Origin of the sequence: Marinobacter sp. bablab_jr008 (genome assembly GCF_016464145.1) — a bacterium.
Taxonomy (GTDB): Bacteria; Pseudomonadota; Gammaproteobacteria; order Pseudomonadales; family Oleiphilaceae; genus Marinobacter; species Marinobacter nauticus.
Genome location: NZ_JACDWW010000050.1, coordinates 30,822 through 57,112, shown reverse-complemented (window position 1 = coordinate 57,112; position 26,291 = coordinate 30,822). Strand labels below are relative to the sequence as shown.

24 protein-coding genes and 1 tRNA gene are annotated in these 26,291 nt (G+C 57.8%); 12 read left to right on the top strand and 13 right to left on the bottom strand.

Annotated features, from left to right (window positions below):
• Positions 1–17: 17 nt before the first annotated feature.
• Entirely contained in the window at positions 18–776 is a 759-nt protein-coding gene (locus tag JIF53_RS05275; RefSeq protein WP_199451998.1) for an SDR family oxidoreductase, read from the bottom strand.
• Between the two features lie 161 nt (positions 777–937).
• Here JIF53_RS05275 and JIF53_RS05270 point away from each other — a divergent pair, with 161 nt between their 5' ends.
• Both JIF53_RS05270 and JIF53_RS05265 read left to right on the top strand, forming a co-directional pair.
• Positions 938–1,612 carry a spermidine synthase gene (locus tag JIF53_RS05270; protein WP_199451997.1) on the top strand — a complete coding sequence of 225 codons (675 nt, stop codon included), beginning with the start codon at positions 938–940 and terminating at the stop codon, positions 1,610–1,612.
• A 144-nt stretch (positions 1,613–1,756) separates the two neighbouring features.
• Complete coding sequence (locus JIF53_RS05265) at positions 1,757–2,290, top strand: hypothetical protein (RefSeq protein ID WP_199451996.1); 534 nt, start codon at positions 1,757–1,759, stop codon at positions 2,288–2,290.
• Here the strand turns inward: JIF53_RS05265 and JIF53_RS05260 are convergent.
• On the bottom strand, positions 2,283–3,326 hold the full coding sequence (locus JIF53_RS05260; protein ID WP_199451995.1) for a hypothetical protein: 1,044 nt from the start codon (positions 3,324–3,326) through the stop codon (positions 2,283–2,285). The genes JIF53_RS05265 and JIF53_RS05260 overlap by 8 nt on opposite strands.
• A 161-nt stretch (positions 3,327–3,487) precedes the next feature.
• Here JIF53_RS05260 and JIF53_RS05255 point away from each other — a divergent pair, with 161 nt between their 5' ends.
• Positions 3,488–5,332: a sensor domain-containing diguanylate cyclase gene (locus tag JIF53_RS05255; RefSeq protein WP_199451994.1), complete on the top strand. Its 1,845-nt coding sequence runs from the start codon at positions 3,488–3,490 to the stop codon at positions 5,330–5,332.
• A 274-nt stretch (positions 5,333–5,606) separates the two neighbouring features.
• On the opposite strand, the gene JIF53_RS05250 is transcribed toward JIF53_RS05255, so the two are convergent.
• The 4 genes from JIF53_RS05250 to JIF53_RS05235 are packed head-to-tail and all read right to left on the bottom strand — an operon-like array spanning position 5,607 to position 11,360.
• A complete protein-coding gene (locus tag JIF53_RS05250; RefSeq protein ID WP_199451993.1) occupies positions 5,607–6,230 on the bottom strand; it encodes a condensin complex protein MksE in 624 nt (207 codons plus the stop codon).
• A complete protein-coding gene (locus tag JIF53_RS05245; protein WP_199451992.1) occupies positions 6,223–7,650 on the bottom strand; it encodes a hypothetical protein in 1,428 nt (475 codons plus the stop codon). The genes JIF53_RS05250 and JIF53_RS05245 overlap by 8 nt, the downstream gene beginning before the upstream one ends.
• The gene (locus tag JIF53_RS05240; protein WP_199451991.1) at positions 7,643–10,585 is read right to left on the bottom strand and encodes a hypothetical protein; all 2,943 of its coding nucleotides are present in this window, start codon (positions 10,583–10,585) and stop codon (positions 7,643–7,645) included. The genes JIF53_RS05245 and JIF53_RS05240 overlap by 8 nt, the downstream gene beginning before the upstream one ends.
• Positions 10,578–11,360, bottom strand: coding sequence for a Wadjet anti-phage system protein JetD domain-containing protein (locus JIF53_RS05235; RefSeq protein WP_199451990.1), 783 nt, complete (start codon positions 11,358–11,360; stop codon positions 10,578–10,580). Before JIF53_RS05235 ends, JIF53_RS05240 begins: the two co-directional genes overlap by 8 nt.
• A gap of 71 nt (positions 11,361–11,431) precedes the next feature.
• Here JIF53_RS05235 and JIF53_RS05230 point away from each other — a divergent pair, with 71 nt between their 5' ends.
• Genes JIF53_RS05230 through JIF53_RS05220 form a run of 3 tightly spaced genes read left to right on the top strand, consistent with a single transcriptional unit; the run spans position 11,432 to position 12,593 of the window.
• The gene (locus JIF53_RS05230; RefSeq protein ID WP_022992877.1) at positions 11,432–11,692 is read left to right on the top strand and encodes a DUF4160 domain-containing protein; all 261 of its coding nucleotides are present in this window, start codon (positions 11,432–11,434) and stop codon (positions 11,690–11,692) included.
• Complete coding sequence (locus JIF53_RS05225) at positions 11,689–11,955, top strand: DUF2442 domain-containing protein (protein ID WP_011785982.1); 267 nt, start codon at positions 11,689–11,691, stop codon at positions 11,953–11,955. The genes JIF53_RS05230 and JIF53_RS05225 overlap by 4 nt, the downstream gene beginning before the upstream one ends.
• Positions 11,946–12,593, top strand: a complete 648-nt coding sequence (locus JIF53_RS05220) for an MBL fold metallo-hydrolase (RefSeq protein WP_323127150.1) — start codon at positions 11,946–11,948, stop codon at positions 12,591–12,593. Before JIF53_RS05225 ends, JIF53_RS05220 begins: the two co-directional genes overlap by 10 nt.
• Before the next feature lie 22 nt (positions 12,594–12,615).
• On the opposite strand, the gene JIF53_RS05215 is transcribed toward JIF53_RS05220, so the two are convergent.
• On the bottom strand, positions 12,616–14,232 hold the full coding sequence (locus tag JIF53_RS05215; protein ID WP_199451989.1) for a methyl-accepting chemotaxis protein: 1,617 nt from the start codon (positions 14,230–14,232) through the stop codon (positions 12,616–12,618).
• Between the two features lie 19 nt (positions 14,233–14,251).
• On the opposite strand from JIF53_RS05215, the gene JIF53_RS05210 reads away from it, so the two are divergent.
• Together JIF53_RS05210 and JIF53_RS05205 are read left to right on the top strand one after the other, a co-directional pair.
• Positions 14,252–14,437, top strand: a complete 186-nt coding sequence (locus tag JIF53_RS05210) for a hypothetical protein (RefSeq protein ID WP_199451988.1) — start codon at positions 14,252–14,254, stop codon at positions 14,435–14,437.
• A gap of 59 nt (positions 14,438–14,496) precedes the next feature.
• The gene (locus JIF53_RS05205; RefSeq protein WP_199451987.1) at positions 14,497–15,153 is read left to right on the top strand and encodes a hypothetical protein; all 657 of its coding nucleotides are present in this window, start codon (positions 14,497–14,499) and stop codon (positions 15,151–15,153) included.
• Positions 15,154–15,180: 27 nt separating this feature from the next.
• Here the strand turns inward: JIF53_RS05205 and JIF53_RS05200 are convergent, their stop codons facing one another.
• Together JIF53_RS05200 and JIF53_RS05195 are read right to left on the bottom strand one after the other, a co-directional pair.
• Positions 15,181–15,804 carry an L-threonylcarbamoyladenylate synthase gene (locus tag JIF53_RS05200; protein WP_011785986.1) on the bottom strand — a complete coding sequence of 208 codons (624 nt, stop codon included), beginning with the start codon at positions 15,802–15,804 and terminating at the stop codon, positions 15,181–15,183.
• Entirely contained in the window at positions 15,801–16,157 is a 357-nt protein-coding gene (locus JIF53_RS05195; RefSeq protein ID WP_023008798.1) for a BolA family protein, read from the bottom strand. Before JIF53_RS05195 ends, JIF53_RS05200 begins: the two co-directional genes overlap by 4 nt.
• Before the next feature lie 146 nt (positions 16,158–16,303).
• Between JIF53_RS05195 and JIF53_RS05190 the strand changes: the two genes are divergently transcribed.
• From JIF53_RS05190 to JIF53_RS05175, 4 genes are all read left to right on the top strand, one after another.
• Positions 16,304–18,472 (top strand): DNA topoisomerase 3, encoded by a 2,169-nt coding sequence (locus JIF53_RS05190; protein ID WP_153741577.1) that lies wholly within the window; start codon positions 16,304–16,306, stop codon positions 18,470–18,472.
• 112 nt (positions 18,473–18,584) lie between these two features.
• Entirely contained in the window at positions 18,585–19,313 is a 729-nt protein-coding gene (locus JIF53_RS05185; RefSeq protein ID WP_153741578.1) for a response regulator transcription factor, read from the top strand.
• On the top strand, positions 19,294–20,940 hold the full coding sequence (locus tag JIF53_RS05180; protein ID WP_153741579.1) for a FecR family protein: 1,647 nt from the start codon (positions 19,294–19,296) through the stop codon (positions 20,938–20,940). Before JIF53_RS05185 ends, JIF53_RS05180 begins: the two co-directional genes overlap by 20 nt.
• Before the next feature lie 21 nt (positions 20,941–20,961).
• On the top strand, positions 20,962–23,526 hold the full coding sequence (locus JIF53_RS05175) for a CHASE2 domain-containing protein (RefSeq protein WP_153741580.1): 2,565 nt from the start codon (positions 20,962–20,964) through the stop codon (positions 23,524–23,526).
• Positions 23,527–23,540: 14 nt separating this feature from the next.
• Here JIF53_RS05175 and JIF53_RS05170 read toward each other — a convergent pair whose 3' ends face one another.
• From JIF53_RS05170 to lpxB, 4 genes are all read right to left on the bottom strand, one after another.
• Entirely contained in the window at positions 23,541–23,966 is a 426-nt protein-coding gene (locus JIF53_RS05170) for a fibronectin type III domain-containing protein (RefSeq protein ID WP_228285475.1), read from the bottom strand.
• Between the two features lie 302 nt (positions 23,967–24,268).
• Positions 24,269–24,345 (bottom strand) — tRNA-Met (locus JIF53_RS05165).
• Positions 24,346–24,414: 69 nt separating this feature from the next.
• Positions 24,415–25,098, bottom strand: coding sequence for a ribonuclease HII (gene rnhB / locus JIF53_RS05160; protein WP_153741582.1), 684 nt, complete (start codon positions 25,096–25,098; stop codon positions 24,415–24,417).
• The gene (lpxB, locus tag JIF53_RS05155; protein ID WP_153741583.1) at positions 25,098–26,276 is read right to left on the bottom strand and encodes a lipid-A-disaccharide synthase; all 1,179 of its coding nucleotides are present in this window, start codon (positions 26,274–26,276) and stop codon (positions 25,098–25,100) included. Before lpxB ends, rnhB begins: the two co-directional genes overlap by 1 nt.
• Positions 26,277–26,291: the final 15 nt, after the last annotated feature.

Here is a 26,291-nt window from a genome sequence, read left to right as displayed (position 1 = left end):
CTCCCATAATCAGGTTTTCATTCATGGTAAATCATCTTGCGCGTCATGCCTCCGTCCACCACAAAATTCTGCCCGGTGACGAAGCCAGCCTCGGAGGAAATCAGGTAAGCCACCAGTGAAGCGATGTCTTCGGGACTGCCAACGCGGCCGGCCGGATGCTGCTGGTGATCCGCTTCTGACAGAGGCTCGACAGCCTGCTCGCTTCCCTGCCAGTCACGGGTATCTATCCAGCCCGGGCTGATACAGTTCACCCGTATTTCTGGTCCCAGGCTAATGGCCAACGCATGGGTCAGTGCCACAAGGCCACCCTTGGTGGCGGCGTAGGCTTCGGTATCCGGCTCTGATTGCAGGGCCCGTGTGGAGGCCATATTCACAATCACGCCCCTCGCCTTCCGGAGATGCGGTATCGCATGTTTGCTCACCAGAAACGGCCCGGTCAGATTGACATCCATTCGACGCTGCCACTGTTCAAGGCCCAATTGTTCTATCGGGCCGGTATGAGGGTCCGCAATGCCAGCGTTGTTAATAACGGCATTCAGGCCACCACCCCAGTGCACTGTTTGGGAAATGATATTCTCAACATCCGCTTCGCTGGCAACGTCGCCTGCCAGAAACACGACTTCACCCTCTGCGTTGGCAACCAACTGTTCACCTACGGCTTGGTCAGTATCGCAGAATGCCACTTTCCAGCCCGCCGCCGCCAGGTGCAGCACTATGCCTCGGCCAATTCCCTTCGCGCCTCCTGTCACCAGGACTACCTTTTGCGTTCGTTCCAAGTCTGCCTCCAACGGTTTCGGTTCCGTCAATACTATTCAACGGGCTTTGCGCCGGACGGAATGATTGCTGCAGTTTAGCAGCAACTGATTGATACGGTTTTCGCCGATGCCTGTTTCTACAGGTTAGAATGCCCGCCTGCCCACACTACCGGAAACCAACCATGGCCCGCTTTAACGAAATTGGCACCGCAACCATCCCCGGCAACGGCAGCCGCTTGCGACTGCTGCAACGTAATGACGAGTTTTCCATCAAGATTGCCGGCGCCCCGGGTGAACTGATGAACAGCCGCTTACATGGTTCGGAGGATGCTCTGGCCACCCTCGCCTGTGAACGCCTGAGCCATCTGCCCGCGCCACGGATCCTGATTGGCGGGCTGGGTATGGGCTTTACCCTGGCGGCAGCGCTTTCGGCTACAGGCGATCAGGCTCAGGTGACGGTGGCAGAGCTGGTTCCCGAGGTAGAAACCTGGAATCGCGGACCATTGGGCGCAGCCGCCGGCTACCCTCTGGACGATCCCCGGGCCGCCGTTCACATTGGCGATGTGGCAGAACTTTTGCAACAGGGCGATGGCAACTGGGACGCCATCTTGCTGGATGTGGATAACGGTCCGGAAGGTCTTACCCGTAAAGAAAACAACTGGATCTACTCTCCGGAAGGCATCGCCGCCGCCCAGAAATCCCTGAGCAACGACGGCATTCTCGCCTACTGGTCGGCCGGTCCGGAACAGGCCTTTACCGAACGCTTGCGGCGCGCTGGCTTTTCGGTGGAACCCGTTGTTGTGAGAGCCCTGCGTCCGGGTAAAGGCGCCCGTCACACAATCTGGCTGGCCTGGTAATTTGGGGGATGGCGGGCGATTCCCGATCGGTTTGTTGCCATACGGTCATTCGAAATACAGGTTCAGGTGTACTAGGGTTACTGATGAAGCCGCTATGTTTTGACGAGGATCTGGTCCTCGGCGAAACACTCAGGAGGTCTTTCCATGAAACCCTCAGTGAGTATTACCGGTGAACAGGAAGCCCATAAAGTAGCCGCAATATTCGAGACAGAAACCGATGCCAACGGCGTTGCACGGGTGCTGTCGCAGGAAACCAGTCTGGATCACGAGCAAGTCATTGTTGTAAGCCCCCAGGACCGACACCCGGGTGAAGAGCTGGAGCCAGAGAACCAGGGCATATGGCAAACGCTGGTGCGTTCGCATCTCTGGCTTGGTATCGGAGGTGCCGTCGCAGGCTTTATTGTGTTCGTGATACTGAGTGCTGTCGGCGTGGAGTTTATTGCCCAGAATGGCGTGGTTGCCGCAGCCGTTCTTGCGGCGCTCGGCCTGATACTTGGCCTGTTGGTGGCTGGAGGCGTTACGCTCCGGCCGGACCACACACCCTATGTTGCCAAAGCGCAGTCGGCTCTAAAGGAGGGCAAGTATGTACTGACCGTGCATGCCTCCAGTTCTGAGCAACTCAAGGAGGCCACGACGGTCCTGAAAAACCGGAACGTCCGGTTAGTGCGAACTATCTGAGCCTCCGCCCCCGGAGCCACGTTATTGGTAGCAACCAGAGCACGGTGGCCAGTAGCCAGCGCGTAAGCAACAGCAGTGGCAGCAGTACCAGGAACCATCCTGGCATCTGCACCATCCAGGCCGGCACGCCCAGTACCCGGGCAGCGCCGGCGAATACGTCGTTCAGTAAGGCGGGGTGTTTGACAACGACATAGACCAGAGCCACCGCAGCGGGCCACTTTGCGTTGCTAACCATGACCGAAGCCATTCGCCCGGCCCGCGCGAGGCGGGAAGAATAGGCCGCGGAACGGGCGGTGACACTCGAGGCTCTTGCAGTACCTGCTGCCGCCCGACCGGCTTTCAGGAATTTCACCGCACTGCCAATAATCAGCGCGTCTACGGCGGCCCAGCCGACATCTTCCATGCGGATCGGCTGATCGGTACGGTACCGGGATTCCAGAGTCCGGATGCCACTGGTGAAGAACTGCGTAATGCCCTCTGTAATCCGCTCCGTCCAGATCCACTCTATGTTATTGCCATCGGCCCCCACCACGAACTGGCCCGTGAAATCCTGCCCTTCTTTATTGGCGAAGTTGACGGCATACCAGGCACGCTGTTCCGGCGTCAGGACTTTACCGGTGCCGGCAACCCGGTTCATCATCTCAATCGAGCCAACCGGATTCTGATAAAAATGCATCACAGGAGGCATCAGATACTCGCCATGGGCTCGCAGGGCCTGCCGAAATTCCGGTTCTTCACCAAACAGATCCATTACAAACCTGGTCCACTCGGGGTATACCTGCAACGCGGCCTGAGCTTTCAGCAACAGCAGGCGGTCGTCCCGGTAATCCAGCAGGAGCGCCTGCAGAGCCAAGGCTTCGCCCAGCAGCGGTGATTCTGTACCGAATTCATCCTGGGCCTGCAGGCGCACAAGCCGTTCCTCAACCGGTTGCGGTTGCAAGCGCACTGACACCAGAGCGGCCACTGCCAACGCGAAAAGCGCCAGCCACAATAGTCGCCGTCTGGGCCGGGACTGGAACAGTGCGGGCTCTGTCATTCAGTACTCCTGCTATAAAAACCTCAGTCTACATGGAAAATCTCCAACATGAAGGCTGATACATGTCAACATCGGTTACAGAAAACAACTCTAGGTGGGTATACCCGTTGCAAAAAACGGATACCATGTCCTTATAACCTCGCTTTCGTCCGACGGCACCTATGGATATCTTCGAGCAGAAACGCCGCATTATCACCACTGCCATCGTTGCAGTTGTTCTCACTGGAATCAGTATTGCCGTGGTGGTCTCCACCCCCCTGATCAATCAGATCCATACCCAGGCCGCAGACACTGCGAGCCTGGTGGCCGATGCCAAGGCCGAGAGCGTTCGGGCGGTATTCGATCAGCATCAGGATCTGGCGCGACAAACCGCCAGTCGCTCTGAGCTCGCGCGGGTTATGGTCGAATACAACAGGGGAAACCTGGCACTCGCTGACTTGCGGACCTTTTCTCGCCCCAGGCTTGACGATGCCGCAAAAAACATCGACAACCTTGCCGCCATCGTCCGGTTTGATGCCAGTGGCGCCGAAGTTGTGCGCGTCGGGCCTCTGGACGATCAACTTCCCGCTGACCTGCCTATGCCATCCGGGCTTGATATCCAGTCCTACCCGGTAGGGGTAAATAACGAAGCGAGGCCGTTACTGCACGTCATCGCTGCGATACGCGAGGATGAACAGATCGTTGGCTATGATCTTCTGCTGTTCGAACTCTCCCCACTGATTCCCATCTTTCGCGTGGATGCGGACTCCAGTCTGTGCCTGCTTGATGTCGAGAGAACGCGGCGACTGATCTGGACCGAGGGCAGTCATCAGTTTCAACTGACAACACCCAATGGTTGCCTGGCCGAACAGGAGGGTATCGATTACAAACCAGACCTCGACTTTTTCCGGGCTTCGCTTCCAGACGGCACCCGTGTTCTGGCATTCATACGACTCGTGGAAGGGTATGGCTGGGAAATCCATATGAACGTCAGGACTTCCAGTGTGTTCGGTAAAGTGATCGAAGACATTGTTATCAGTGTTGTGCTGATACTCATGCTCTCCGCCCTTGCCGGCACAATGGTCTGGCGTTCACTGATGCCCGTTGTGCATGCACTGGTCAACCAGGCCTCCCAGATTGCCCGGTCTACCGATGAACTTCGGCTGGCCCAGCAGGTCTTTAACCACACCCACGAAGCCATCGTGATTTGCGACACCGGTTTACAGGTTATTCGTGCTAACCCGGCCTTCAACGAGATTACCGGCGCAACACCCAAGACACTTCGCAATACTAACCTGCTGGCATTTATGGACAGTGATAGATGCAAGGAGATAGACCGGGAAGAGATCCACCGGCATCTGGTCGCGGAAAATGCCTGGCAAGGCGAGGTCTGGCTGACCGGGCCCGATAATGATCCGTTTCCCAATCTGCTGACGGTTTCGCCGGTGCGCAATGCCCGGGGACAGATCCAGCAGCTGATCCTGACCTTCAGCGATATTACGGCGCGGGTGCAGGCGGAAAAACAGATGTTCCGGCTGGCACATTTCGACAAACTCACTGGCCTGCCGAATCGAACGGCCCTTGAAACCCACCTGGAACAAGCCATTGAGCAGGCCCGGCGCCAGCATCATCACTTCGCCCTGATGTTCCTGGATCTGGACAAATTCAAACCGGTAAACGACACCATGGGCCACCAGGCTGGCGATGAGCTGTTACGAAATGTCGCGAGAAGGCTCAAGCACAGTATTCGGGCCAATGATGTGGTGGGACGCCGGGGTGGTGATGAGTTCGTGATCATAACCGGGCCATTAACCAACGATGCCGATGCCCAACCCATTGCTCGCAAAATGATCCAAGTGCTGAATGAGCCGTTTCACATTCAGGGCCGGACTGTGCAAATTGGTGCCTCGGTGGGAATCGCTTTGTACCCGGACAACGGCCAGACCGCTGAGCAACTGCTGGCCACCGCCGACAAGGCCATGTATTCCGTGAAAACCAGCGGCAGGAACAACCTGGCGTTTGCCTGAGCGGCAGCGAGTGTCCCGTCTGGCTAATTCCTTAATCTACTGCTTGCCTCTGAGGACTCTGACCAAGGCGCCAGTCTGTAGATGTGGTGGTTCCACATCAAGGACTGGCAACACAGGGCTCAGAGTCCTCAGAGACAAGCCCTCCGGGAGCTTCTGAAAAGCCGAAGAACGTCGTTCTGCTGGCTCGATTTGGAACCACCAAACCTTCACCAGCACGCCTAGCTCTTCGGCTTTTCAGAAGCTCAGTAGGTTAAGGAATTAGCCAGACGGGACACTAACTCTGCTCGTACTCCTGCACCAGCTGGTTTAAAAAGTAAATACCGGCGGAGCTGAGGAAATAGCGCCCTGCCCCGGAGCGAAACAGCAGGTTCCGTTTTTCCAGGTAATCCAGCGCTTCGCTCAACCCTTTCTCGAAACGGGCGGCCCGAAGGATGTCCTGATACTCCTCATCCGCCCCCAGATTCGCCAGATCCTGCTCGTTTAAACCGGCTTCCGGCCGCCCCAGATAATCCAGATCTCTGCCGCTTCGGGCAAAGTAACGACCGATCAGAAGCAATACCACCTGCACCCGGAAAGCGTTTTCATCGTGCTCTTCGCTTTCTTCGTCACTGCTCTCTTTCAGAAAGAAAAAGGCGCCGGTTTCATTGAACACCAGGTCGCTACCCAGATGCTCATAGAAGGTACGGAAGTGAGACAGGTGGTTATACAGCAGGTTGTAGAGCGGGTTGGCACGAAGCTCCGAGCGGTTGTTGTCCCACACATCCCGGACAATCACCCGACCAGCCTGAAACTCCCGGTAGACCGCGGCACTGTGAGCCGGCAGGATCTGCTCGAAGCTGGTCGCGCCCTGCTCGTTCAGGGTGCTCTCTGTATCCCGGGTTTCCACGAAATCAGGCATGGTCTGGCTCTTGTTCTGAATCAGTCGTATTGGTTTCAAGGCGTCGTTTGCGGTACACAAACTGTTCACAATCCGGCGCCTGTTCGAGGGTGCGGAAACGGTTAGTGGTTGTCACCTGCATACCCTCCGGCGGCGAATTGACCAGCCGGTTCAGGGCTGCCAGCAGGTCCGCAAAACGGTAGCCCGGGATGAAGCCATCCAGCCGGCCGTGAAGCTCCCGCACCAGATCCGCCGTGGGCCGCAATTCCAGGGTTTCCAGCCATTGATACAGTTGGTTGATGCGCTGAACATCTACCCGGCTTTCGCGGCCGCTTCCGGCGACTTCCTGCAGTACCGGCACTTCGGATTGGCGGCGCAGATCGCTCAGGCGCAGCTCCAGTTCGCTGAACAACAACTGGTAGTAGCTCGACGACTGGCCAAAGGCATAATGCTTGGGCCGCTGCTGTGCCCTCAGGCCCACCAGGAAGCCGGTGCTGCGGGCAAAATCGCCGCCTTCGAGCCATTTTCGGCGCAGGCTGAGGGTTTCGGTGTCGTCTTTGAGCGTACGCAGCTTGCCGTAGAAATGCTCCATGGCGTTGTACTGGGCCATACCCCGGCGTGTTTTGCGCAGGAAGTGTTCAACCTCCTGGGCCACCGCCTGAATGGGCTTGTACAGGGCATTCAGGCTGATAGAGGAACGGAACAGCTGGTCCGCCAGGCTATGGTCGTCGTGACCCTCCAGCAGGCGTACCATGGCTTCCAGGGTTTCAAACAGGTTGCTGCCGTCAGGCAGTCGGGTGTCCGGGTTCAGGAACACCAGCGTGGGTTTGATATGGCGTTCGTACAGGGTCACGATCTGCTCAAACAGATTCTGGCGGAACTCCAGGTACTTCTCCGGCGCCCGGCTGGCATCACCGGACAGGTCCGCCAGCTGGGCACTGATGGTCTGCATGCGCAACACGTTCTGGCGCAACAGGCCGATCAGTTGGCTGACCCGCTCGTTCAGATCGTCCCGCAGCTCGGTGTAATCCGGATCAGCATCACTGAAACTGCTGGTTTCCAGGCGATTGCGCACATCCCGAAGAGTCACCAGATGGCCGCGCAGGCGGGCGTCAGTAAGCTCCTGGTAGAGCGAGGCGTTACAGGCCCGCATCAGATTGATCAGTGCGTCCTGAAACACCAGCCGACGTTCGCCGTCGGCCTTAATGATGTCGATGATCAGCCCACTGCGAAACAGATTGTCGGTGTTCAGGGCCAGCCGCACCCGCTCCCGATCGGCCTTGCCCAGGCCTCGAGTGTAATCCATCACCTCGGCCACCAGGTCGCTTTCCCGGATGAACCGGGCTTCATTGCGGTCCATGCGCTCGATCATCCGGAACAGGATTTTCGGGTGCTCAAACAGCAACCGGGTGGTGTCCAGGGTGCTGAAGCGTTTACTCATCCACCGGCTCCAGCAGGCTGCTCTGGGTCTGGTCTGCCCAGTGGCTCAGCGGTTCACCACCAGTAAAACCTTCCGCTCCACCCCAGAACACCAGAGTGCGTTCTTTGCTGTAGGGTCGCGCGGTGCGCATCTGCCCCACTTCCAGGTGCCGGCCAATCAGATAGATAACCTCGGCGCTGGCACTGTGGGTAGCGGCAGAGAACAGGTTGAATCCCTGCTTGCGCAGCCGCTCCAGCAACGACGGCATCTGGCTGATATCCACGCTGGCCAGTTCGTCGAGCACCATGGGGAATGACAGCCGCACGCCCGGGTACAGCACCCGCTTGAGCAGGCGATAAACCAGCTCCAGGTTGATCAGCGCGGTAGTAGAGGTGGACTGGCCCTTCCTGTCCAGGTTGGCGGCATTCTCCTTGCGGGTGCGGTAGGAAATGCCGGTAATCACTTTATCCATGGTGAGGCGTTTGCTGCCGCCCTGCTCCCCGAAAAAGTCGGCTACAAACACCCTTAGGCGGTCGTAGAAAGCATCGGACTGAAGCTGATTGCCATACGGATCAATGTTGTTGGCTTCTTCCACCAGATTGCGGAATTTAGGATCGGTGTGAATATCCACGCGGATTTCCACCAGATCGTTGATGCGCACGCCGTCCAGCTCCCGGTTAAGCTGGGCCTCGAAACGTGCAATGTGCTCGTGGTTGGACTTCAAGGCCTGGCGGTAGCTGGCGACGGTTTCATTATGGATGCCAACCTGCTGCTCCAGCACACTCCAGCGCTCGGCCATGCCGGCGAATAGGTCTGAAAGGCTCTTGAAAGTGCTTCGGATAACAGACGATGCCGGGCTGTCTTTCTGCAATTCGCCTTCGGTATCTTCATGGATACCCAGGTACACAAACTGGCGCAGGTGGTCGAGGATATTGCGGCGGCGCTCTTCCAGGTCGTCCAGCTGGCTTTGCAGCTCGTCGAAGGCGGCAGCCGATACGCGCTCAATGTCCAGCGGCTGTTCCGCCTGCACGGCCTTCAGGTGCGGGAAGCGGTGCTCCACGGTGCCAACGCTCTTGCTCAGGGCCGCCAGCTCCCGCTCCCGTTCTTCAATGCGATCTTTCTCGGCTTTCGCTTTCGCGGCTTTCGCCTGAACCGCGTCCTGTTTTTCCTGCTCCAGCCGGGCCTGTTCGTTCAGTTTGGCAAGCTGTTCTTCGGCGGCCTGTTTTTCTTCGGTGGCGTCTTTCAGGGTGGTGGCTGCCGCAGGGTAGCGCTGCAGCGTTTCCAGGTCTTTCTCGATAGACCGGATTTCTTTCTCCGTGCGCTCGATCAGCTGAGGTCGGTCGTGTTCCTGATTGGCGGTGTCGGCCAGCTCTGAGCGTTCTTTCTCCAGACCATGAAGTTCACCTTCAATATGATGGCGTTGCTCGGCAAAGTTGGTGTGCCGGGCAGGCTGGCTCTGGTATTCAGTATCAAACCAGTCAAAGCCGCGATCGTTGGGCGCAAACAGGCGAGCGAAGGCTTCAATGGTGGCTTTGCTATCGGCATCCAGATCCTGGCCGGGGCTCGCCATCATCAGCCGGGGATCAACCGCCCGTAACGGCGCAGCGGTCGTTTCGTCCAGCTGGTTCTGCAGCTGCCACTGCTGTTTGCTTTCCCGGTCTTTCAGGGTTTCCAGCTTGCGCTCCAGATCCTGCTTTTTGCGCTGAATCTGCTCAAGTCGGATCTCGGCCTGGGCGGCGCTTTTCAGGGCAGCAAGGTGGCCTTTCTTGCTTTCCAGCTCTTCGGTCTGGATCTCTGCAATTTCCTGCAGGGTCATGTCGCCATACTGCGAGATCAGCAGCTCACCGTCTTTCTGGCTCTGTTCGGCCTGCTTGATACGCCGATCGGCGGAGCGAATCTCGCCCTTCAGGCCGCTGGCCTCCTGCTCCAGTTTTTTCAGGGTTTGCAACACGTGGCGCAGGGTGTCGTTCTGATCGTTAAAAGCCTCAAGCGCCACCCGGCGTTTGGCCGCAATATCGGCCAGGGCGTTGGTCACCCCGTCCCGGAAGGCGGCAAAGTCGTGCTGACTGCGTAGTAAGGTCTGATAGGCCTGGTAGTCGCGGTTCAGCTTCTCAAACCGGTGTCGCTCTTTCTCGATACGGTTGAGCTGGCTTTGCTGCTGCTTGAGCTGATCGTGGCGATTGAGGAAATCGTCGATGTTGAAGTCAAAGGCATCGTCAGCAAACTTCTTGTCCGCTTCGATAATGCTGGCCACGGCGTTGGCCATGGCCTGATCGTCCGCCTTCATCTCGAACAGCAGCAGGATCAGGGTGCGCAGTGATTGCACCCGGCGTTCGTCCGACTCGCCCAAGGGCAGCACGGAATAACGCACCGCGTCGGCGTTCATCAGCTCGCTGCTGTAAAGCATAGATTTGAGTTTGGCCGGGTCGTTGACCAGCCTGGTGTCTTTGGAGCGTTTCTTGAGCGCCTCCGACAGCCGGCTGAACGACAGCTCCGGCACCGCCTGGCCAATACCATCTTCATCGTCGCCGTTCCAGAACAAAGGTCGTAACTGGTCATAACTGACCGGAACAAAAGCCCGGCCGTAGCTGAGCTGGCTGGCATTGTCCCGATACAGGATCTGACAATGGGTGCCGGCCGGGTTCTCCGCTTCCATGATCAGGAAGCTGAACTGGCTGGGGAAATAGTGCTGGTAGCTTTCCTCGTTGGTGTAGAAACTGCCGGCGCTGGCGTTGCGGAAGGCAAATTTCTTGCGGCTGTTCTTGAAATTGTTCTCCGGCAACAGGAACAGGCGCAGGGAGTTCAGCAAGCTGGATTTGCCCAGGTTGCCCGGCCCAAGAATCAGGCCGTGGTTGTCCACTGGAATTTCCACGTAACAGAAGCCGGCGGAATCCACCAGCACCAGGCGGCGAATGCCGAAGGTGAACGTACTCGCGCTCGCCTGTGAATCACTCATCCAGAATCATCTCCTGTTCCATGAATTTACTGGTGGCCCGGAAGGCCTGCGCCAACGACACAAACCCCAGATCTTCCGCCAGCGACAGGGCTTTTGTAAACCTTTCGGTGGAGTCCGGGGTTTTGCGGAATCGGCTCAGCCAAGGTTGCCAGTCAGCCGGCTGCAGAAAGCAGGCCTTGTCGCCCAGTGCCGATCGCACCGATGAAAACATCTGCAGGCCGCCGGCATCGTAATCAAAGGCGCAGAGCACCTCATCGTAACCGGTCAGCCAGTTCAAATCCGCAGTACCGGTAATCCGATTGCCGCCACCGAGCACGACATCGCTGTTTGTGAGATCAACTGCCTGGCCCAGGCAGTCACCGGCAAAGGCCAGCATCTGTCGGTAGTAATAGAAATTTCGCTCATTCTCCACCACCAGCACCCGAGGCGCTGGCCGAAAACCGATATCCACCGCATCTCCGGTAATCACCACCGAATCCGGCCGGTTGCCTGTCAGGGCGTGATGATATACCAGCAGAAAACTCACATCGGTGCCGTGGCGGTGGGAATCGCCCTTCTTCGCCGCATCTACTCTGCTAACGGGCGAAGCGGCCTGTCGCTGTAACTCCGCAAACGCAGCTTCATCAAGAATGGTTACCTGCCAGCGATTGGCGCCAACCTTCTCCGTTGCGAACAGCTCCCGATGCCGCCGACGCTGGGAATCCGGCAGCTTCTTCAGAAAGGCCTCGTAGTTAATCGCCTGGCCCTGAAGGATTTTCTGGAGGTAGTTCTTCAATAGCTCACCTGTCCGCAGATTGTTATTATCGGTCTACCAAAATATGACACCTTATGAGCCACGGAGGGCCCATGCCAACCATCAGTGAATTCTTCGGCATTCTGATACGGATGTATTACGATGACCATAATCCTCCCCATTTTCACGCTTATTATGGGGAACACGAGGCCATCATTCTGATCGAAACGCTGGAGATTGTTGAGGGCAAACTGCCCAAAAGAGCCAAAGCGATGGTTATCGAATGGGCCTTTGAACACCGGCAGGACCTTATCGCAGACTGGCGCCTTGCCGAGCTGCACCAGCCACTGAAGAAGATAGAGCCATTGGAATGAACAGCATGCCCAGAGTCACCCATGTGGAAGCCAAGGCCGATTACGTACTGGCCGTCACCTTCGATGATGGTACTCACGGCGAGATCAGCCTTGCAGATCGTTTGTTTGGCCCGATGTTCGAGCCCCTGAAAGACCCGGCATTCTTTGCTCAAGCAAAGGTTGATGAGTTCGGAGCCATCTGCTGGCCCAACGAAGCAGACATTGCCCCGGATGCTCTCTACCGCAAAATCAAATCTGAACAAACTGGAACAGTATGTCGCTGAAGTACAAGATCGTACCCGTCACACCCTTTGAACAAAACTGCACCCTGCTCTGGTGTACCGAAACCCACAAAGCAGCGGTGGTCGACCCTGGCGGGGACCTGGATCGCATTCTGGCGGCAGCCGAGGACGAAGGCGTGATTCTGGAGAAGATCCTGCTCACCCACGCCCACATAGATCACGCCGGCGGCACGGCGGAGCTGGCCAAATCAGCGGAGCTGCCCATTGAAGGCCCACACAAGGACGACAACTTCTGGATTCAGGGCCTGGCCATGCAGGCACAGATGTTCGGGTTTCCGGCGCCGGAGGTGTTCACGCCCAATCGCTGGCTGGAAGACGGCGACACAGTCACCGTGGGCAATGAAACCCTGGAAGTGCTGCACACGCCGGGCCACACCCCTGGCCATGTGGTGTTTTTCCATCGAGGCTCAAAACTGGCCCAGGTGGGTGACGTGCTCTTCAATGGTTCCATTGGCCGCACGGATTTCCCAAAAGGCGATTACAACACCCTGATTCACTCTATCCGGGAAAAGCTGTTCCCGCTCGGGGATGACGTTAGCTTTATCTGTGGCCACGGCCCCATGTCTACGTTTGGCCAGGAACGCGCCACCAATCCGTTTGTGTCTGATCACCGGGGCTGAGTGCCCCAGTATATCGCCCATTTCAGCTCTGGGACAGGCGGAACTGCTCGATGGTTTTGCGCAGGGTTTCCGCCATGGCCAGCAGATTCCCCGCAATTCGCGCGGTCTCCTGGGCATCGCTGGAGGTCTGCTCGGCAGAGCGGCTGATTTCAATCACGTTCTGATTGATGGAGTCCGACACTTCGCTCTGCTCGTTAGCCGCACTCTCCATTTCCTCATTCAGCCCCGTGATTTCACGCACCGCTGCAGCAATGGTTTGCAGCTCGGTTTCCACTTTCAGAATTGAATCCACCTGATGCTGGGCAAGTTCCGAGGCATGGCGCATGGTACCGACACAATCCACCACCTCTTTTTTCAGCCCCTCAATGGTTTGGCGAATCTCCTCAGTGGACGCCTGAGTGCGCGAGGCAAGCGCCCGGACTTCGTCAGCGACCACGGCAAATCCCCGGCCCTGCTCACCAGCTCTGGCCGCTTCAATCGCCGCGTTCAGGGCCAGCAGGTTGGTCTGGTCGGCAATCTCGGAAATCAGCTCCAGCCGTGAGGCCATCTCCGTTGTCCGCTGATCCAGCTGCTCAATGCGCTGCGCACCGTTCTGGACTTCCGCATTCAGAGATTCAATACCCTGAACCGCATTTCGAGCCAGATGCTCTCCGGTTTCTGCCGACTTGGTGGTATCGGCCGATTTCCGTGCGGTAGTCACCGCGTTCTCACGAACCTGCACCGCGGAAGCGGCCATCTCGGTGGTGGCACTGGCCACCTGGTCGGTATTGTCTTTCTGGGCCAGCACTTCCTGCTCGGTGGTCTCTGCCTTACCGGCAATGGTGCGGGCCGCCGCTTCAACCTGTTCTGCGTTGTCCATCACGGTATGCATGCTGGCGCGGATCTTGGCGACCATCCGATTGAACGCACGAGAGACCGAACCAATCTCATCGTTTCGGGTTACCTCCAGCTCTATGGAGAGATCCGAATTGCGGGAGATTTCATCCATTCGGTCGTGTAGCCGACGTAAGCGGGAAAACACCAGGCGCCCCAACACTACGGTAGTCAGTATGAAAATAACCACAAAGATCAGAATCTGGATACCGCCACTCACCATCAACTGCTGCTGCAGGCGCGCGTCGCTCTCCGCCAAAGAATAGTCGACCCGAATAGCGCCAAGCACGTCCCCTTCCTGGGCCTGGTGACAGCCGAGGCAGTTCACGCCCTGATAGTTTTCGCTGGCAATAACCGGCTCGATCAACGTGTAGACACGACCCGCGTCGTTCTCCGAATAGTGCTCTACCCGTTCACCATCCAGCGCTTTCATGTCCAGCGGCTCACGGCGTTGTTCCGCAGCATTCCCAGCACCGTACATGGCATTCAGCTGATCGCTGCGGATCACCCGAACATCCAGTACGTCCTCGGGAGCCATCACCTTCTCGCGCAGAACATCACGGTTATTAATGGTACCCGTCACCATCATGGTGTTCAGGCCATCGAAAAAGGACTTTGCCAGACCATCCACGTGTTTGTGACTGTACTCTTCGAGGTGGGCTCGCTGGGACTGCGCGCTGTAAACAACCGTAAACACGAGAATGACGGTGAAAGCCGCAGCCAGTGCTGCCAATAACAAGAAACGGATTGAGTATTGTTTTTTCATGTGACCCCGACAACGGAAGATGATCTGGACATCCAAGAGTAATGACGGCGAATTGGCGCATAACTTTACAGATATGCATCAATTTTTTTATGACGCAGATCATCCGGACGCGCCCGCTATGTCATTCCTTGCAATGTTTTACATTCGTCCCGGCACACTCAAACCAGAAGGCAAGGCAGATTGGCCCGAAACCTGCAAAGCCTGATGCATCACGGACTAATTCCGTGATATCCGGCAGAGATTTTCCGTTCAGGGGAGGCAACCATGTCATTGCTGACATCACTGTTACAGGCCAGCACGCGCTTTCAGCAAGCCATGGACAACCGTGCGCCGCGCACTGACGTACCCGCCGGTAAAAGCAATGAAGGCGCCGCCACAGGCGAGCCCCAGAGCAGCACCGACGACCGCTTCACACCGTCCCAATGGCAGGATCGCAACCCCGCCAGTCAGAAAACCCGGCAATTGCCACTGACCCAGTACAAGCAGACGGTTGCCCAGGACCTGTCCTACGTTCGTGAAACCTTGCGGCACAAACTTGCCGAATACAACGTACACCCGGCAACCGCGCTGAGCGTGAGCAAAACCGAGCAAGGCAGCATTCAGCTGGACGGCAAAATTCCCGACCAGGTGCGGGAGAGGATACAACAGGATCTCAACAACAACCGGGGATTTGGTGAGGCGTTAAGCCGCTTGAGCGTGACCGAACCCACCCTGCACTTCATGGATAATGCGCTCAAGCTCAATCAGGCTTATGGCGTGAACAATTCCCTGCTGGATTCACTGCTCAGCGAAAACCAGCAGTTCAATGGACTGCAAGATGTCATCCACCGTTATGACAGCCTTCGCCGCACCGCCACACCCGCCGAGACGGGTATCACAGAGCAGCAACGCTACGCCTTCAGCCTCAATACCCGGGCCTGAAGCCCGGGGGGATAACGGCTAATCAGATCAAACCTGAAACGGGGCCGGATCACCCTTGCCCACCCGCGTAACTTCAGGCACATCACCGGTAAAGTTGACCACCGTGGTAGCCTCCATACCGCAGAAGCCGCCATCAATAATCAGATCAAGCTCATGCCCGAGGGTCTCGCGAATATCGTAAGGATCGGTCAAAGGTTCGGTTTCACCCGGCAGAATCAGGGTGCTGCTCATAATCGGCTCACCCAGCTCACCCAGCAATTCCCGAACAATCTCGTTGTCCGGAACCCGGATGCCGATAGACCGCCGTTTGGGATGCAGCAACCGGCGAGGCACCTCGCTGGTCGCGTCCAGAATGAAGGTGTAGGGGCCCGGCGTGAAATTCTTCAGTAACCGGTACTGGGTATTGTCTACCTTGGCATAAACCCCGATGTCTGACAGGTCACGACACACCAGGGTGAAGTTGTGCTTGTCGTCCAGGCGCCGAATCCGCTTGATACGGTCTGCCGCCTGCTTGTCGCCAAGGTGACAGCCCAGTGCGTAGCCTGAATCTGTGGGATAGACAATCACCCCACCCTTGCGCAAAATCTCCACCGCCTGCTTGATCAGACGCTTTTGCGGTGTTTCCGGGTGAATCTGAAAAAACTGGCTCATCCATTAGCTCCTTGTTGAAGCTTCTTGTCCATTGCTGCATCACCTTTCGACCCGCCCATACAGTTGGGCGAAACCGGAGACGCCTGACCACTGGCCGTCCACTCTTCCGGCGTATACAGATGCAATGCCAGAGCATGCACCGGCCCCGCCAGTTCATCCGCCAGAACCTTGTAAATTGCCTGGTGGCGCCGCACCTTCATCTGCCCTTCAAAATCCGCTGATACCAGCGTTACCTTGAAATGAGTTTCAGAGTTGGGTGGCACCGAATGCATATGGCTTTCGTTCTCCACAGAAATCACGCTGGCGTTAAAGCCCGCGACCAGCTTTTCCTCTATGCTTTTCTGTACTTTCATAAAACACCTACTCCGGACTTTAAGCATCAATGTCCCGACCTGCTGTGTAAACAGTCTACTACAGTACGCCTCGGAACCCCGAAGCCCTTGACACAAAAGCGCCAAAGCGACACATTCCCCTGCCAGCAACCAACCCCCAGTTACCCATGCACCTGTACATCGCCGAAAAGCCAAGCCTGGCCCGAGCCATTGCCGCAGCACTTCCCGGCCCCCACGAGAAAGGCCAGGGCTGGATACGCTGCGGTAAAGGACCGGATGCTGCCACGGTAAGCTGGTGTATAGGCCACCTGCTGGAGCCCGCCGAGCCGGCCCGCTATAACCCGGCCTGGAAAAAATGGCGCATTGAAGACCTGCCCATGTTCCCCGAACCCTGGCAACTGGTGCCCAAAGACAGCGTGCGCCTGCAATTCAAAGTGCTCGAAGCCCTGGTTCGCAAGGCCGATCTCATTACCCACGCCGGTGATCCCGACCGTGAAGGCCAGCTACTGGTCGACGAAGTCCTGCGCTATCTCGGCACCAAGGCACCGGTAAAACGGATACTGATCAACGACCTTACCCCCAAGGCGGTAGCCCGCGCCATACAGAACCCCCGAGACAACCGGGAGTTCCGCCCACTGTCCCATTCTGCGCTGGCGAGACAGCGGGCCGACTGGCTCTATGGCATCAATCTCACCCGATTCTATACCCTCAGCTATCAAACCCGGGGCGAACAGGGCGTCTTCTCCGTGGGTCGGGTGCAAACTCCGGTGTTGGGCCTGGTGGTGGATCGAGACAACACCATCGAGCACTTCCAGCCCAGGCCCTGGTACCGGGTCGAAGCCACCTTCCAGGCCAGCGAGCCGGAGGCCGACCAGCGACCGTTCATTGCTCGCTGGTTACCCGGTGACGAATTTCAGGATCATCTGGATGAAGAAAACCGGTTGCTGGACAAGTCGGTAGCCGAGCAGATTGTCTCCGCCATCAGCGGCCGACCCGGCAGAATTGATGAAGCCCGGTTTCGCGATCGCCCGGAACCGCCGCCGTTACCTCTGTCGCTGTCTGCACTCCAGATAGAGGCTGGACGACTATACCGGATGGGCGCGAAAGACGTGCTCGACACCGCCCAAAACCTGTACGAACGCCATCAACTGATTACCTACCCAAGGTCAGACAGCCGCTACCTGCCAGAGGAGCATTTCAGCCAACGGGAGGCGGTGATTCGTGCCATCGCCCGTGTCGCCCCGGATTTGTCCGGATTCTGCGAGAAAACCGGGACAGAACGCCGCTCTGCCGCCTGGAATGACAAAAAAGTGGATGCCCACCACGCAATCATTCCCACAGTGCGGCCCGCACCAAACGGCAAGCTGTCTTCGGCCGAACAGAAAATCTACGATCTGATCAGTCGATTCTATCTGATGCAGTTTGCACCTGACGCCGTGCACCGGGAGGGCCGGCTGACGGTCGCGATTCAGGACTATCGCTTTCGCGCCACCGAGACAGCCGTGATCGAGCCAGGCTGGAAAACGCTGGAAATCCGCAAGCGGGAACCCGGGCAAGAGCCAGAAAAAGCTCCGTTGCCAAGACTGGAAAAAAACGAGCCGGTCCTTTGCACTGACCCCCAGACTAACGAGCGCAAAACCCAGCCGCCACAACACTTCACCGATGCCACGCTGCTATCGGCCATGACCAATATCGCCCGTTTTGTCGCCGACAACGAGCTGAGAAAAACGCTGCGGGAAACCGATGGCCTTGGCACCGAAGCGACTCGTGCAGCCATTATCGATACGCTGTTCCGGCGCGATTACCTGTTCCGGGAAAAACGCTTCATCCGCGCCACCGACAAGGGGAAATCCCTGATCGCGGCGCTACCGGAATCGATTCGTACGCCGGATCGCACCGCTGTCTGGGAGGCCACTCTCGAGGGCGTTCGCCGTGGCGAAGAGGACCCAAGAGCATTTCTGGAATCCCTCAAAGATGAAATCCGCGGATTCATGGCGCAAGCGCCCGCTGCGGGTTTGGCGAATGCAGAGACGTCCGGCACCGCCATTCACTGCCCGAAATGTCGGGCACCGATGGTTGAACGGGAGGGCAAGTTCGGTGCGTTTTTTGCGTGCACCCGATACCCCGCCTGCAAGGGCACCCGCCCCCTGGAAGACTATCAACCCGAGGACGGAACCAGCCAGAAACCGGTACCCTGCCCCCACTGTTTCTCGCCCCTGGTGCGGCGCAAAAGCAAAAAAGGCTGGTTCTGGGGCTGCAGCAATTTCCCCGGCTGCCGACAAACAGTTGATGATCACAACGGCCGGCCAGCGGTGGACTTACGGAATTCTACATAACGATACTGAACGGGAACTCATTTTTTGGGATAATCCCCGACACTGCAGGGTCTGACCAAGGGCTCTGCGCTACGGTATATAAACCAGGCAACACGATCGAGGGCCCGGCTTAATGCGCATTGCTCTGCTGGAAGACGAACACGAACAGGCGCAGCACATCCAGTCCATCCTTTCAGAGAAAGGACATCACTGTGACAGCTTTCCGACCGGCCAATCGTTTCTCGGTGCCGTTTTGCACCGCAGTTATGATCTGATTATTCTGGACTGGCAGATTCCGGACATGACCGGCATCGAGGTACTGGAGAACATCCGGGCACAGCTTAACTGGCCCGTACCCGCCATTTTCCTGACCCAGCGTGACAGTGAAACCGACATCGTTCGCGCCCTGGATGCCGGCGCCGACGACTATATCGCCAAACCGGCACGGGCGGCTGAACTGGTCGCCCGCATCAATGCACTGGCCCGGCGCAGCAATCCGGAAAGTGAAAAGGAAGTGCTGGTCTACGGGCCCTTTGAGATCAATACCAACCAGCGCATTATCCTCCTGCATGGCGAGCCACTCACGCTCACCGACAAGGACTTCGATCTGACGCTGTTCCTGTTCCAGAACCAGGGCCGCCTGCTCACCCGGGAGATGCTGCTGGAGCGGGTGTGGGGATTGACCAGGGACATCAATACCCGCACGGTGGATACGCATATGAGCCGCCTTCGCAGAAGGCTCGGGCTCAACCCTGAAAACGGATTTCGCATCAAGACCATCTACCAGCGAGGCTATCGGCTCGAAGCCATCAAGCCCGGTGACGCAAACGAAATTCGGAACGATGACACTGCAAATGCCTGACGCTCTGAGCAAGCAACTGAAAACCCTGGCCTTCCTTGCACTGGCGTTCATGGTACCAGCGACCACTGTCGCGGAGCTGTCAATCGCACGGGGTTCTGCGGTATCCGGCAGCCAACAACGGGACAATGCCCCGGAGTGGGTTTATACCTTACGCCAGGGTGATACGGTTGCGAGCATAACCCAGACGCTGCTTTCCCAGCAGACCACACAGCAACAACTGCTGGAGCATAATGGCCTGGCCAGCAACGCCAAACTCGGCGCCGGGGATACCCTGCGCATTCCCGTAAACTGGCTGAAACGTCAGCCCGAACCGGCCCGGGTGATTGCGGTCACCGGCAACGTGCAACAGATCTCCGGAATGGATGGGCGAAAACTCCCTCTGTCCGAAGATTCGATTGTCCGGGTTGGCGACGAAATTCTCTCCGGTGCCGGATCGGCAACCATTGAACTGGCCGACGGCTCGGAACTCCGGATCTCCCCGAACTCCCGCCTCATGTTCAATCGCCTGACCCAGTTTGGCAAATCGGGCATGGTCGACACCCGGCTTCGCCTGCAACGGGGCGAGGTTCACACCCGTGTTCGCCCGGTCATTGAGGGCGGAGCCCGCTTCGAAATCGAAACACCATCCGCTGTCGCCGCGGTCCGGGGTACGGTATTTGCCATTCAAGCCACCACCAACGGCAGCAGCGTGCAGGTTACCGAAGGTGTGGTGGACTTCGGCCAGCCAGGCAACACCCGCCGCATTCCAGCCGGCTATGGCGCGAGTGTTTCCACCGCCAACGGAGGCGCCCTGAAGATTCGGCAACTTCCGCCAGCGCCAACCATGAATCCCTTGCCATCGGTGCTTACTCAGCTTCCGGCCGAACTGTCCTGGCAGGCAGGCGGTTACCCGGCCTACCGGCTGGACATTTTTGACCAGGCATCAGGCACCTGGGTACAGAGTCGTGATGTGTCTGGCACCCGTTTCGACATCGCCCAACTTGACAATGGCCGCTACGAAATCCAGCTCGCCGCGATTGATCAGCGCGGTATTGCCGGAATGCCCGGTACCGCGGAACTTGAGGTAGACCTTCAGGCAAAAAAGCCGGACCTCACCGCACCGGCTGATGGCGAGAGCGTGAACGACGACATGCCGGAATTCCGCTGGCAGCTTAATGGCGCCAACGAAGTTGCCCGGGTGGAGATCGCCGAGGATGACAGTTTCCGGCAGTTGGTGACAACCAGCGAGTGGGCGCCGGAAAGCCAGGCGCTTCCTTCGCGCCCCCTGAGCCCCGGCCAGTATTACTGGCGCGTGGTTACGGAGGCAGGAGGCAGCTCTGTTGCCACCTCCGAGCCGCGCAAGATCGTTGTTAACGGCACTCTGCCGCCAGTTCGGATTATCAGCGTGAACTATCTGGACAGCCAGGTTCGGGTGTTCTGGGAAAACATCGACACCGCCACGGATTACCGTCTGCAACTGGCTGAAGAGCCGGCGTTTCGCAATATCATCAAGGAAGCCGATATCGCCGATACCACTGCGGCCTTGCGCCTGATTCCCGGAAGAAGGTATTTTGTCCGCGTCAAAGCGCTTTCTGACGGCCCTCTTGCCAGTCGCTGGGGCCCGGGCAGGGAGCTGTATCTCGACTAACCTTCTACGACAAAAAGGCCGATGCGAAGGGACTGGTTACCGATAACAACAACACCGTGGTCCTTGGGCCTGCTACTCGTCACCACCCTGCTACTGATTCAGGCAACGGAGCTGCCGAGTCGAATCAATGACTGGATGTATGACAGGGCGATCACAACCTGGCCAGCGCCCATGGATGATTCGGTGGCCATCATTGCCATTGATGAGTTCAGCCTGGAACAGGTTGGCCGATGGCCCTGGGACCGAAGTCTTCATGCCTCGCTGATCGACACCTTGCGGCAAGCCGGCGCAGAAACCATTGTGCTCGACATCCTGTTTCCGGAAGCCGGGCCGGGCGATGAGGAACTGGCTAGCGCCATGGCCCGCCATGGCAACGTTGTTCTGCCAGCCTATCTTACCGCTCCAACCCGGGAGCGGCTGATCAGTGAACAACTCCCCACACCCAGCCTGGCAGGTGTCGCAGGGGCGATCGGGCATGCCCATATCGAGCTGGACACTGATGGCGTCGCCCGCGGGCTCTATCTGTACAACGGCCTTGCCGGCCGGTTATGGCCGACCCTGTCACTCGCCGCTCACTTGCCAATGTCGAATCAGATGCAGGCGCAATTGCCGAACTACATCAACGTCCGGGAGGATTATCGGCTGGTGCCCCTGGCAGGCGGGGCCGGCACCTTACCCACCTACTCCTACGCGAGCGTGCTGAGCCACCCGCCCTCACCGCAGGAGTTTGCCGGCAAAACCGTCCTGGTCGGCGCTACCGCTGCGGGGTTTGGCGACATACTGCCCACGCCGTTTTCCGGTCTGAGCCGGCCGATGTCCGGGGTGGAATTCCATGCCAATGTCTATTCCGCGAGCAAGCAGAATATACTGATCGTGCCGGCGGAGCCCTGGGCAGCACCCGCACTGAACCTGCTCGTACTGTTGTTGCTAGCTCTGCTTTTGCCTCGCCTGCGCCCTGCTGCCACCTTGCTGGCATGTGCGACCATTGCCGCAGGGCTGGTAGCCGGTTACGTGTTGCTGCTGATAGGGGCCCGGGTTCAGCTGTCAGTAGCGAACGCCCTGATTCTGCCGATGGCCGCGATGCCCATTGCCAGCGCACTCCGGCTTGCCATGACCAATCGCTTTCTCAACCGGCAACTGGACGAGATGACCAGAACGCCTCGGCTATCCCTGCCTGAACCTTCGAACCGGCATCCTCACCAGCTGCTGATGCACTTGCGTGCGCTGTTCCACCCACCCGGATGGCTGCTGGCAGCAGAGGATGACCTGTTGGAAGTACAGGAAATGACCCTTGCCCAGGCCCCACCCACCGAAACGCCAGGACGGTGGGAACACCAGCAGAACCAAAGCTGGATAACGCTGATTCGTGGCGGCACCAGCTACCTGCTCGGCCTGACACTGCCGAACGACCTCAGTCGGGAGGTCATCCAGCGCTATCTGAACCAGCTGGAGCTGGAGCCCCATGCAGACAGTGAACGCCAGAAGGGGCCCCGGGAAAACATTTCGGCCCGGATCGAGAAAGTGCGCATTGCCACCCAGAAGCTAGCAGAAATGCAGGCGTTTATTCGCCACAGCTTCGAGCACATGCCGGATGGCATCATCGTGACCGATGAATTAGGCGTTATACGGTTTACTAACCGTCACATTGAAGACTGGTTTTGCGAGCCTATGCCAAGTCTCAGCGGCATGCCTCTGGCCACCCTCCTTGATGGCCACGACCCCCGGGACTTGCCGCCCTGGTTCGAAACCATTTCAGAGGCGCTGACACTGAGACAAAGCCGAACCGTAGACCTGACATTGAACGGTAAAGACTTTCTCATCCACCTGGCACCTTTTGCCCCGCAAAACAGTCGCCAGTTTGGCATTATTGCCAACATCTCAGACATCTCCGAACTCCGGGAGCAGCAACGGCAGCATCGTGAGGCGATCGACTTCATCTCACACGATGTTCGCTCACCTCTGGTCTCTCAACTGGCCCTGATTGAACAACTGAAACGGGATCCCAGCCATATTGACGCCAACCAACTCGACCAGTTGGGGCGGCTGGCGCGGCGTAGCTATCATCTGGCCGAAGAGTTTGTGCAGCTGGCTCGCGCCGAGCAACTGACCGAAACCCGGTTCTACGAATGCGAATTTCTGGCGATTGTTGAGAACGCTCGGGACAGTGTGTGCGAGCAGGCCCAGGAAAAAGGCATTTCGATCGTGCTGAACGGTACCGAAGACCTGTGGCTGAAAGGCAACGCCGAACTTCTGGAACGGGCCGTCATCAATCTTTTGACCAACGCCGTGCAATACAGCCCCCCGGACTCCGCAGTCAGCGTTCACGTCTATCAGGCAGCGCATCTGGCCTGTCTGGCCATATCGGACGAGGGCTATGGCATTGATCCGGAGGAGCTGCCCTTACTGTTCGACCGCTATCATCGACAGAAGCGCAGCGAGATAGCCGGAGCGCATGGGACCGGCCTGGGGCTTTCATTCGTTAAAACGGTGGTGGAAAAACACCGAGGCGAGATCAGCGTAGACTCACGGCCGGGCGAAGGCACCACTTTCACCCTGAAGCTACCAATCGCAGACCCGATGTTCTGAACCGGCATGCCTGCTCAGGACTGGATGGTCTTGCTGACCGGCTCAGAAGGCTCACTCAGAAGACCGGCAGTGTCCTGAACCTGAATCGTGAAATACCAGGTACCAGCGTCAAGGTTATCGACCACATAGGACATCTCTGCCTCACCACTGGCGCCATCTACGGTGATCTCTCTGGACAGATCATCAGCATCCTGCCCGTAACGAATCACGTATCTGTCCAGCTCTCCCATCGCGATCGACTCACCGTTTACACGAGTCATAGGCGCAGACCAGCTCAATACAGCAGAGCGCTCTGCAACCGGCTGAGCACTGCCAACACTACTTCCGGTATCGGTTAGGCTGCCAGATTGAGTGGCGGATTCACTACCGCCGGAACCACCGCCGCCGCAACCCGCGAGCACCATCCCTACCAACAACGCGGCAATCCATGCCTTTGACATATAAATGACGCGTTTCAAGGTTATTCACCACCATATTTCCGTCGATTTTGTGAAATTCTATAAAATCGGCGCGAATGATGATGCGATAAACGTCATTTTTAAAGATAAAAAATCGTCATTTTCCCGTCACCATAATGCAAGACGGAAATCGGAATTAATTGAGGGGACACCCGGTACATCGCAGAGAAGCGGAAACAAAAAAGGCAGACCAGTAAAACTGGCCTGCCTTGCAAGAAACAGGGTCAGAATAAAACACTGGCCCCGGAAATGAGAAAAGCCAGCAAAAGCTGGCTTTTCTGGATTGGTAGCGGGGGCTGGATTCGAACCAACGACCTTCGGGTTATGAGCCCGACGAGCTACCAGACTGCTCCACCCCGCATCAAACTGTTTGTTAACCGGGCCACCCCTGTCAACGTGGCGCGTATACTACCGCCGGCCCCGCACCCTGTCAATCGATATTTTCAAATAAATCGGCAGGATAGTTCAACTCCTGAACAGGCGCGGACGAACCTCCATAAACCCCGACGGCATCCAGCGCCATCTTTACCGGCCGAAAGGATCGGCGATGCTCCGGGGTCACCCCAAGGCGATTGAGCGCCTCGAGATGCACAGGCGTGGGGTACCCTTTGTGCTGGGCGAGCCCAAAACCCGGAAACCGGACATCCAGCGCCTCCATCTCGCGATCTCGCGTCACCTTTGCCAGGATGGAGGCAGCACTGATCGCCTCAACCCGACTATCACCTTTGATCACGGGCTCGGATGGCCAGCGCCACTTCGGGCAACGGTTCCCGTCCACAAGAACGTACTCCGGGGCTATCGAGAGCCCCTCAACGGCACGCTTCATGGCCAGCATTGTCGCCTGGTAAATGTTCAGCTCGTCGATTTCACTGGCCTCGCATCGGCCCAGGCTCCAGGCAGCCGCGTTTTCCAGAATATCGTCATATAATCGCAGGCGTTTCTTTTCGGTAAGCTTTTTGGAATCCGCCAGCCCGGGGATAGGCCGCACTGGATCAAGAATCACAGCGGCCGTCACAACCGCCCCGATGAGCGGGCCACGCCCCACTTCGTCCACACCCGCCAATAGCGAGCCGCGATAGGAACACTGAAAAGGAGGAAGTGCCTTGGCCACCATCAGCTTCGAGACTCCAGCAGCTCAGACACCGCTGCCGCCGCACGTTCGTCAGCGCCCTGGCGCAGCACCTGGTGCAACTCCAGAAACGCCTGGTGCAGCCTGTCGCGTTCCTGTTCGTTTTCCAGCCTTTCCAGAACCGCCGCCCCCAACTTCTCCGGCGTTGCGTCGTCCTGTAACAACTCGGGCACCAGCTGCTCCTGGGCCAACAAATTAGGAAGCGCCACCCAGGGAACCTTGACCAACCTGGACAATATCTTGTAACTGAAATCGCTGAGCCGGTAACCTACCACCATCGGTTTTTTCAGTAACATAGCCTCCAGCGTCGCGGTACCCGACGCCAGCAGCACCACATCGCTGGCGGCCATCACCTCCCTCGAGCGACCACGAACCAGCGTGACAGGCAAGCTCACCTCCAGGGATTCAACCAGATCACGCACCTGCCGTTCACGATCCCGATTGACGCAAGGAATAACCAGCTGGAGATCGGGGCGGCGAGCCTGGAGCCAACGGGAAGCTTCCAGAAACAGAGTACCCAGGCGCTCAACTTCACCACCTCGACTACCCGGTAACACCGCCAGCACAGGTTTATCGACCTCCAGACCAAGACTTTTCCGCGCCGCCAGAGTATCCGGTTCCAGCTCTATCCTGTCGGCCAGAGGGTGCCCCACAAAAGACACCGGCACATGATGCTCCTCATAAAAACGGGCTTCAAAGGGAAACAGGGTCAACATAAGGTCGACAGACTTGGCAATCTTGAAGATACGCTTCTGGCGCCAGGCCCAAACTGAAGGGCTTACGTAGTGTACCGACGGGATGCCCGCTTCCCGGCATCGACGCTCGATGGCCAGTGTGAAGTCCGGCGAATCGATACCGACCACAACATCCGGGGGGGTAGTAAACAGATAATCCAGCAGACGGGCACGGATACTGAACAGCTCGCGGATTCGCCCGAGCACTTCCACCAGGCCCATCACGGAAAGCCGTTCCATTGGCACCAGCGAGTGAAAGCCTTCAGCGATCATTTCATCGCCGCCGATGCCGACAAAACGAGCCTTCGGGTAACGCTTTCTTAGCGCACGAATCAGGCCGGCACCGAGAATATCTCCCGATGCCTCGCCCGCAATAATGGCTATGGTTCGTCCTGAGAACGTGGCCGAGTTGGCCTGTCGATGTGTCACCAGCGGCCTCCGGCT

Bases quoted from the DNA above. Each gene is read 5' to 3' on its own strand.
- JIF53_RS05270 (WP_199451997.1), top strand. From the start codon at position 938: ATGGCCCGCTTTAACGAAATTGGCACCGCAACCATCCCCGGCAACGGC.
- JIF53_RS05265 (WP_199451996.1), top strand. From the start codon at position 1,757: ATGAAACCCTCAGTGAGTATTACCGGTGAACAGGAAGCCCATAAAGTA.
- JIF53_RS05260 (WP_199451995.1), bottom strand. From the start codon at position 3,326: ATGACAGAGCCCGCACTGTTCCAGTCCCGGCCCAGACGGCGACTATTG.
- JIF53_RS05255 (WP_199451994.1), top strand. From the start codon at position 3,488: ATGGATATCTTCGAGCAGAAACGCCGCATTATCACCACTGCCATCGTT.
- JIF53_RS05250 (WP_199451993.1), bottom strand. From the start codon at position 6,230: ATGCCTGATTTCGTGGAAACCCGGGATACAGAGAGCACCCTGAACGAG.
- JIF53_RS05245 (WP_199451992.1), bottom strand. From the start codon at position 7,650: ATGAGTAAACGCTTCAGCACCCTGGACACCACCCGGTTGCTGTTTGAG.
- JIF53_RS05240 (WP_199451991.1), bottom strand. From the start codon at position 10,585: ATGAGTGATTCACAGGCGAGCGCGAGTACGTTCACCTTCGGCATTCGC.
- JIF53_RS05230 (WP_022992877.1), top strand. From the start codon at position 11,432: ATGCCAACCATCAGTGAATTCTTCGGCATTCTGATACGGATGTATTAC.
- JIF53_RS05225 (WP_011785982.1), top strand. From the start codon at position 11,689: ATGAACAGCATGCCCAGAGTCACCCATGTGGAAGCCAAGGCCGATTAC.
- JIF53_RS05220 (WP_323127150.1), top strand. From the start codon at position 11,946: ATGTCGCTGAAGTACAAGATCGTACCCGTCACACCCTTTGAACAAAAC.
- JIF53_RS05215 (WP_199451989.1), bottom strand. From the start codon at position 14,232: ATGAAAAAACAATACTCAATCCGTTTCTTGTTATTGGCAGCACTGGCT.
- JIF53_RS05210 (WP_199451988.1), top strand. From the start codon at position 14,252: ATGATCTGGACATCCAAGAGTAATGACGGCGAATTGGCGCATAACTTT.
- JIF53_RS05205 (WP_199451987.1), top strand. From the start codon at position 14,497: ATGTCATTGCTGACATCACTGTTACAGGCCAGCACGCGCTTTCAGCAA.
- JIF53_RS05200 (WP_011785986.1), bottom strand. From the start codon at position 15,804: ATGAGCCAGTTTTTTCAGATTCACCCGGAAACACCGCAAAAGCGTCTG.
- JIF53_RS05195 (WP_023008798.1), bottom strand. From the start codon at position 16,157: ATGAAAGTACAGAAAAGCATAGAGGAAAAGCTGGTCGCGGGCTTTAAC.
- JIF53_RS05190 (WP_153741577.1), top strand. From the start codon at position 16,304: ATGCACCTGTACATCGCCGAAAAGCCAAGCCTGGCCCGAGCCATTGCC.
- JIF53_RS05185 (WP_153741578.1), top strand. From the start codon at position 18,585: ATGCGCATTGCTCTGCTGGAAGACGAACACGAACAGGCGCAGCACATC.
- JIF53_RS05180 (WP_153741579.1), top strand. From the start codon at position 19,294: ATGACACTGCAAATGCCTGACGCTCTGAGCAAGCAACTGAAAACCCTG.
- JIF53_RS05175 (WP_153741580.1), top strand. From the start codon at position 20,962: ATGCGAAGGGACTGGTTACCGATAACAACAACACCGTGGTCCTTGGGC.
- JIF53_RS05170 (WP_228285475.1), bottom strand. From the start codon at position 23,966: ATGTCAAAGGCATGGATTGCCGCGTTGTTGGTAGGGATGGTGCTCGCG.
- rnhB (WP_153741582.1), bottom strand. From the start codon at position 25,098: ATGGTGGCCAAGGCACTTCCTCCTTTTCAGTGTTCCTATCGCGGCTCG.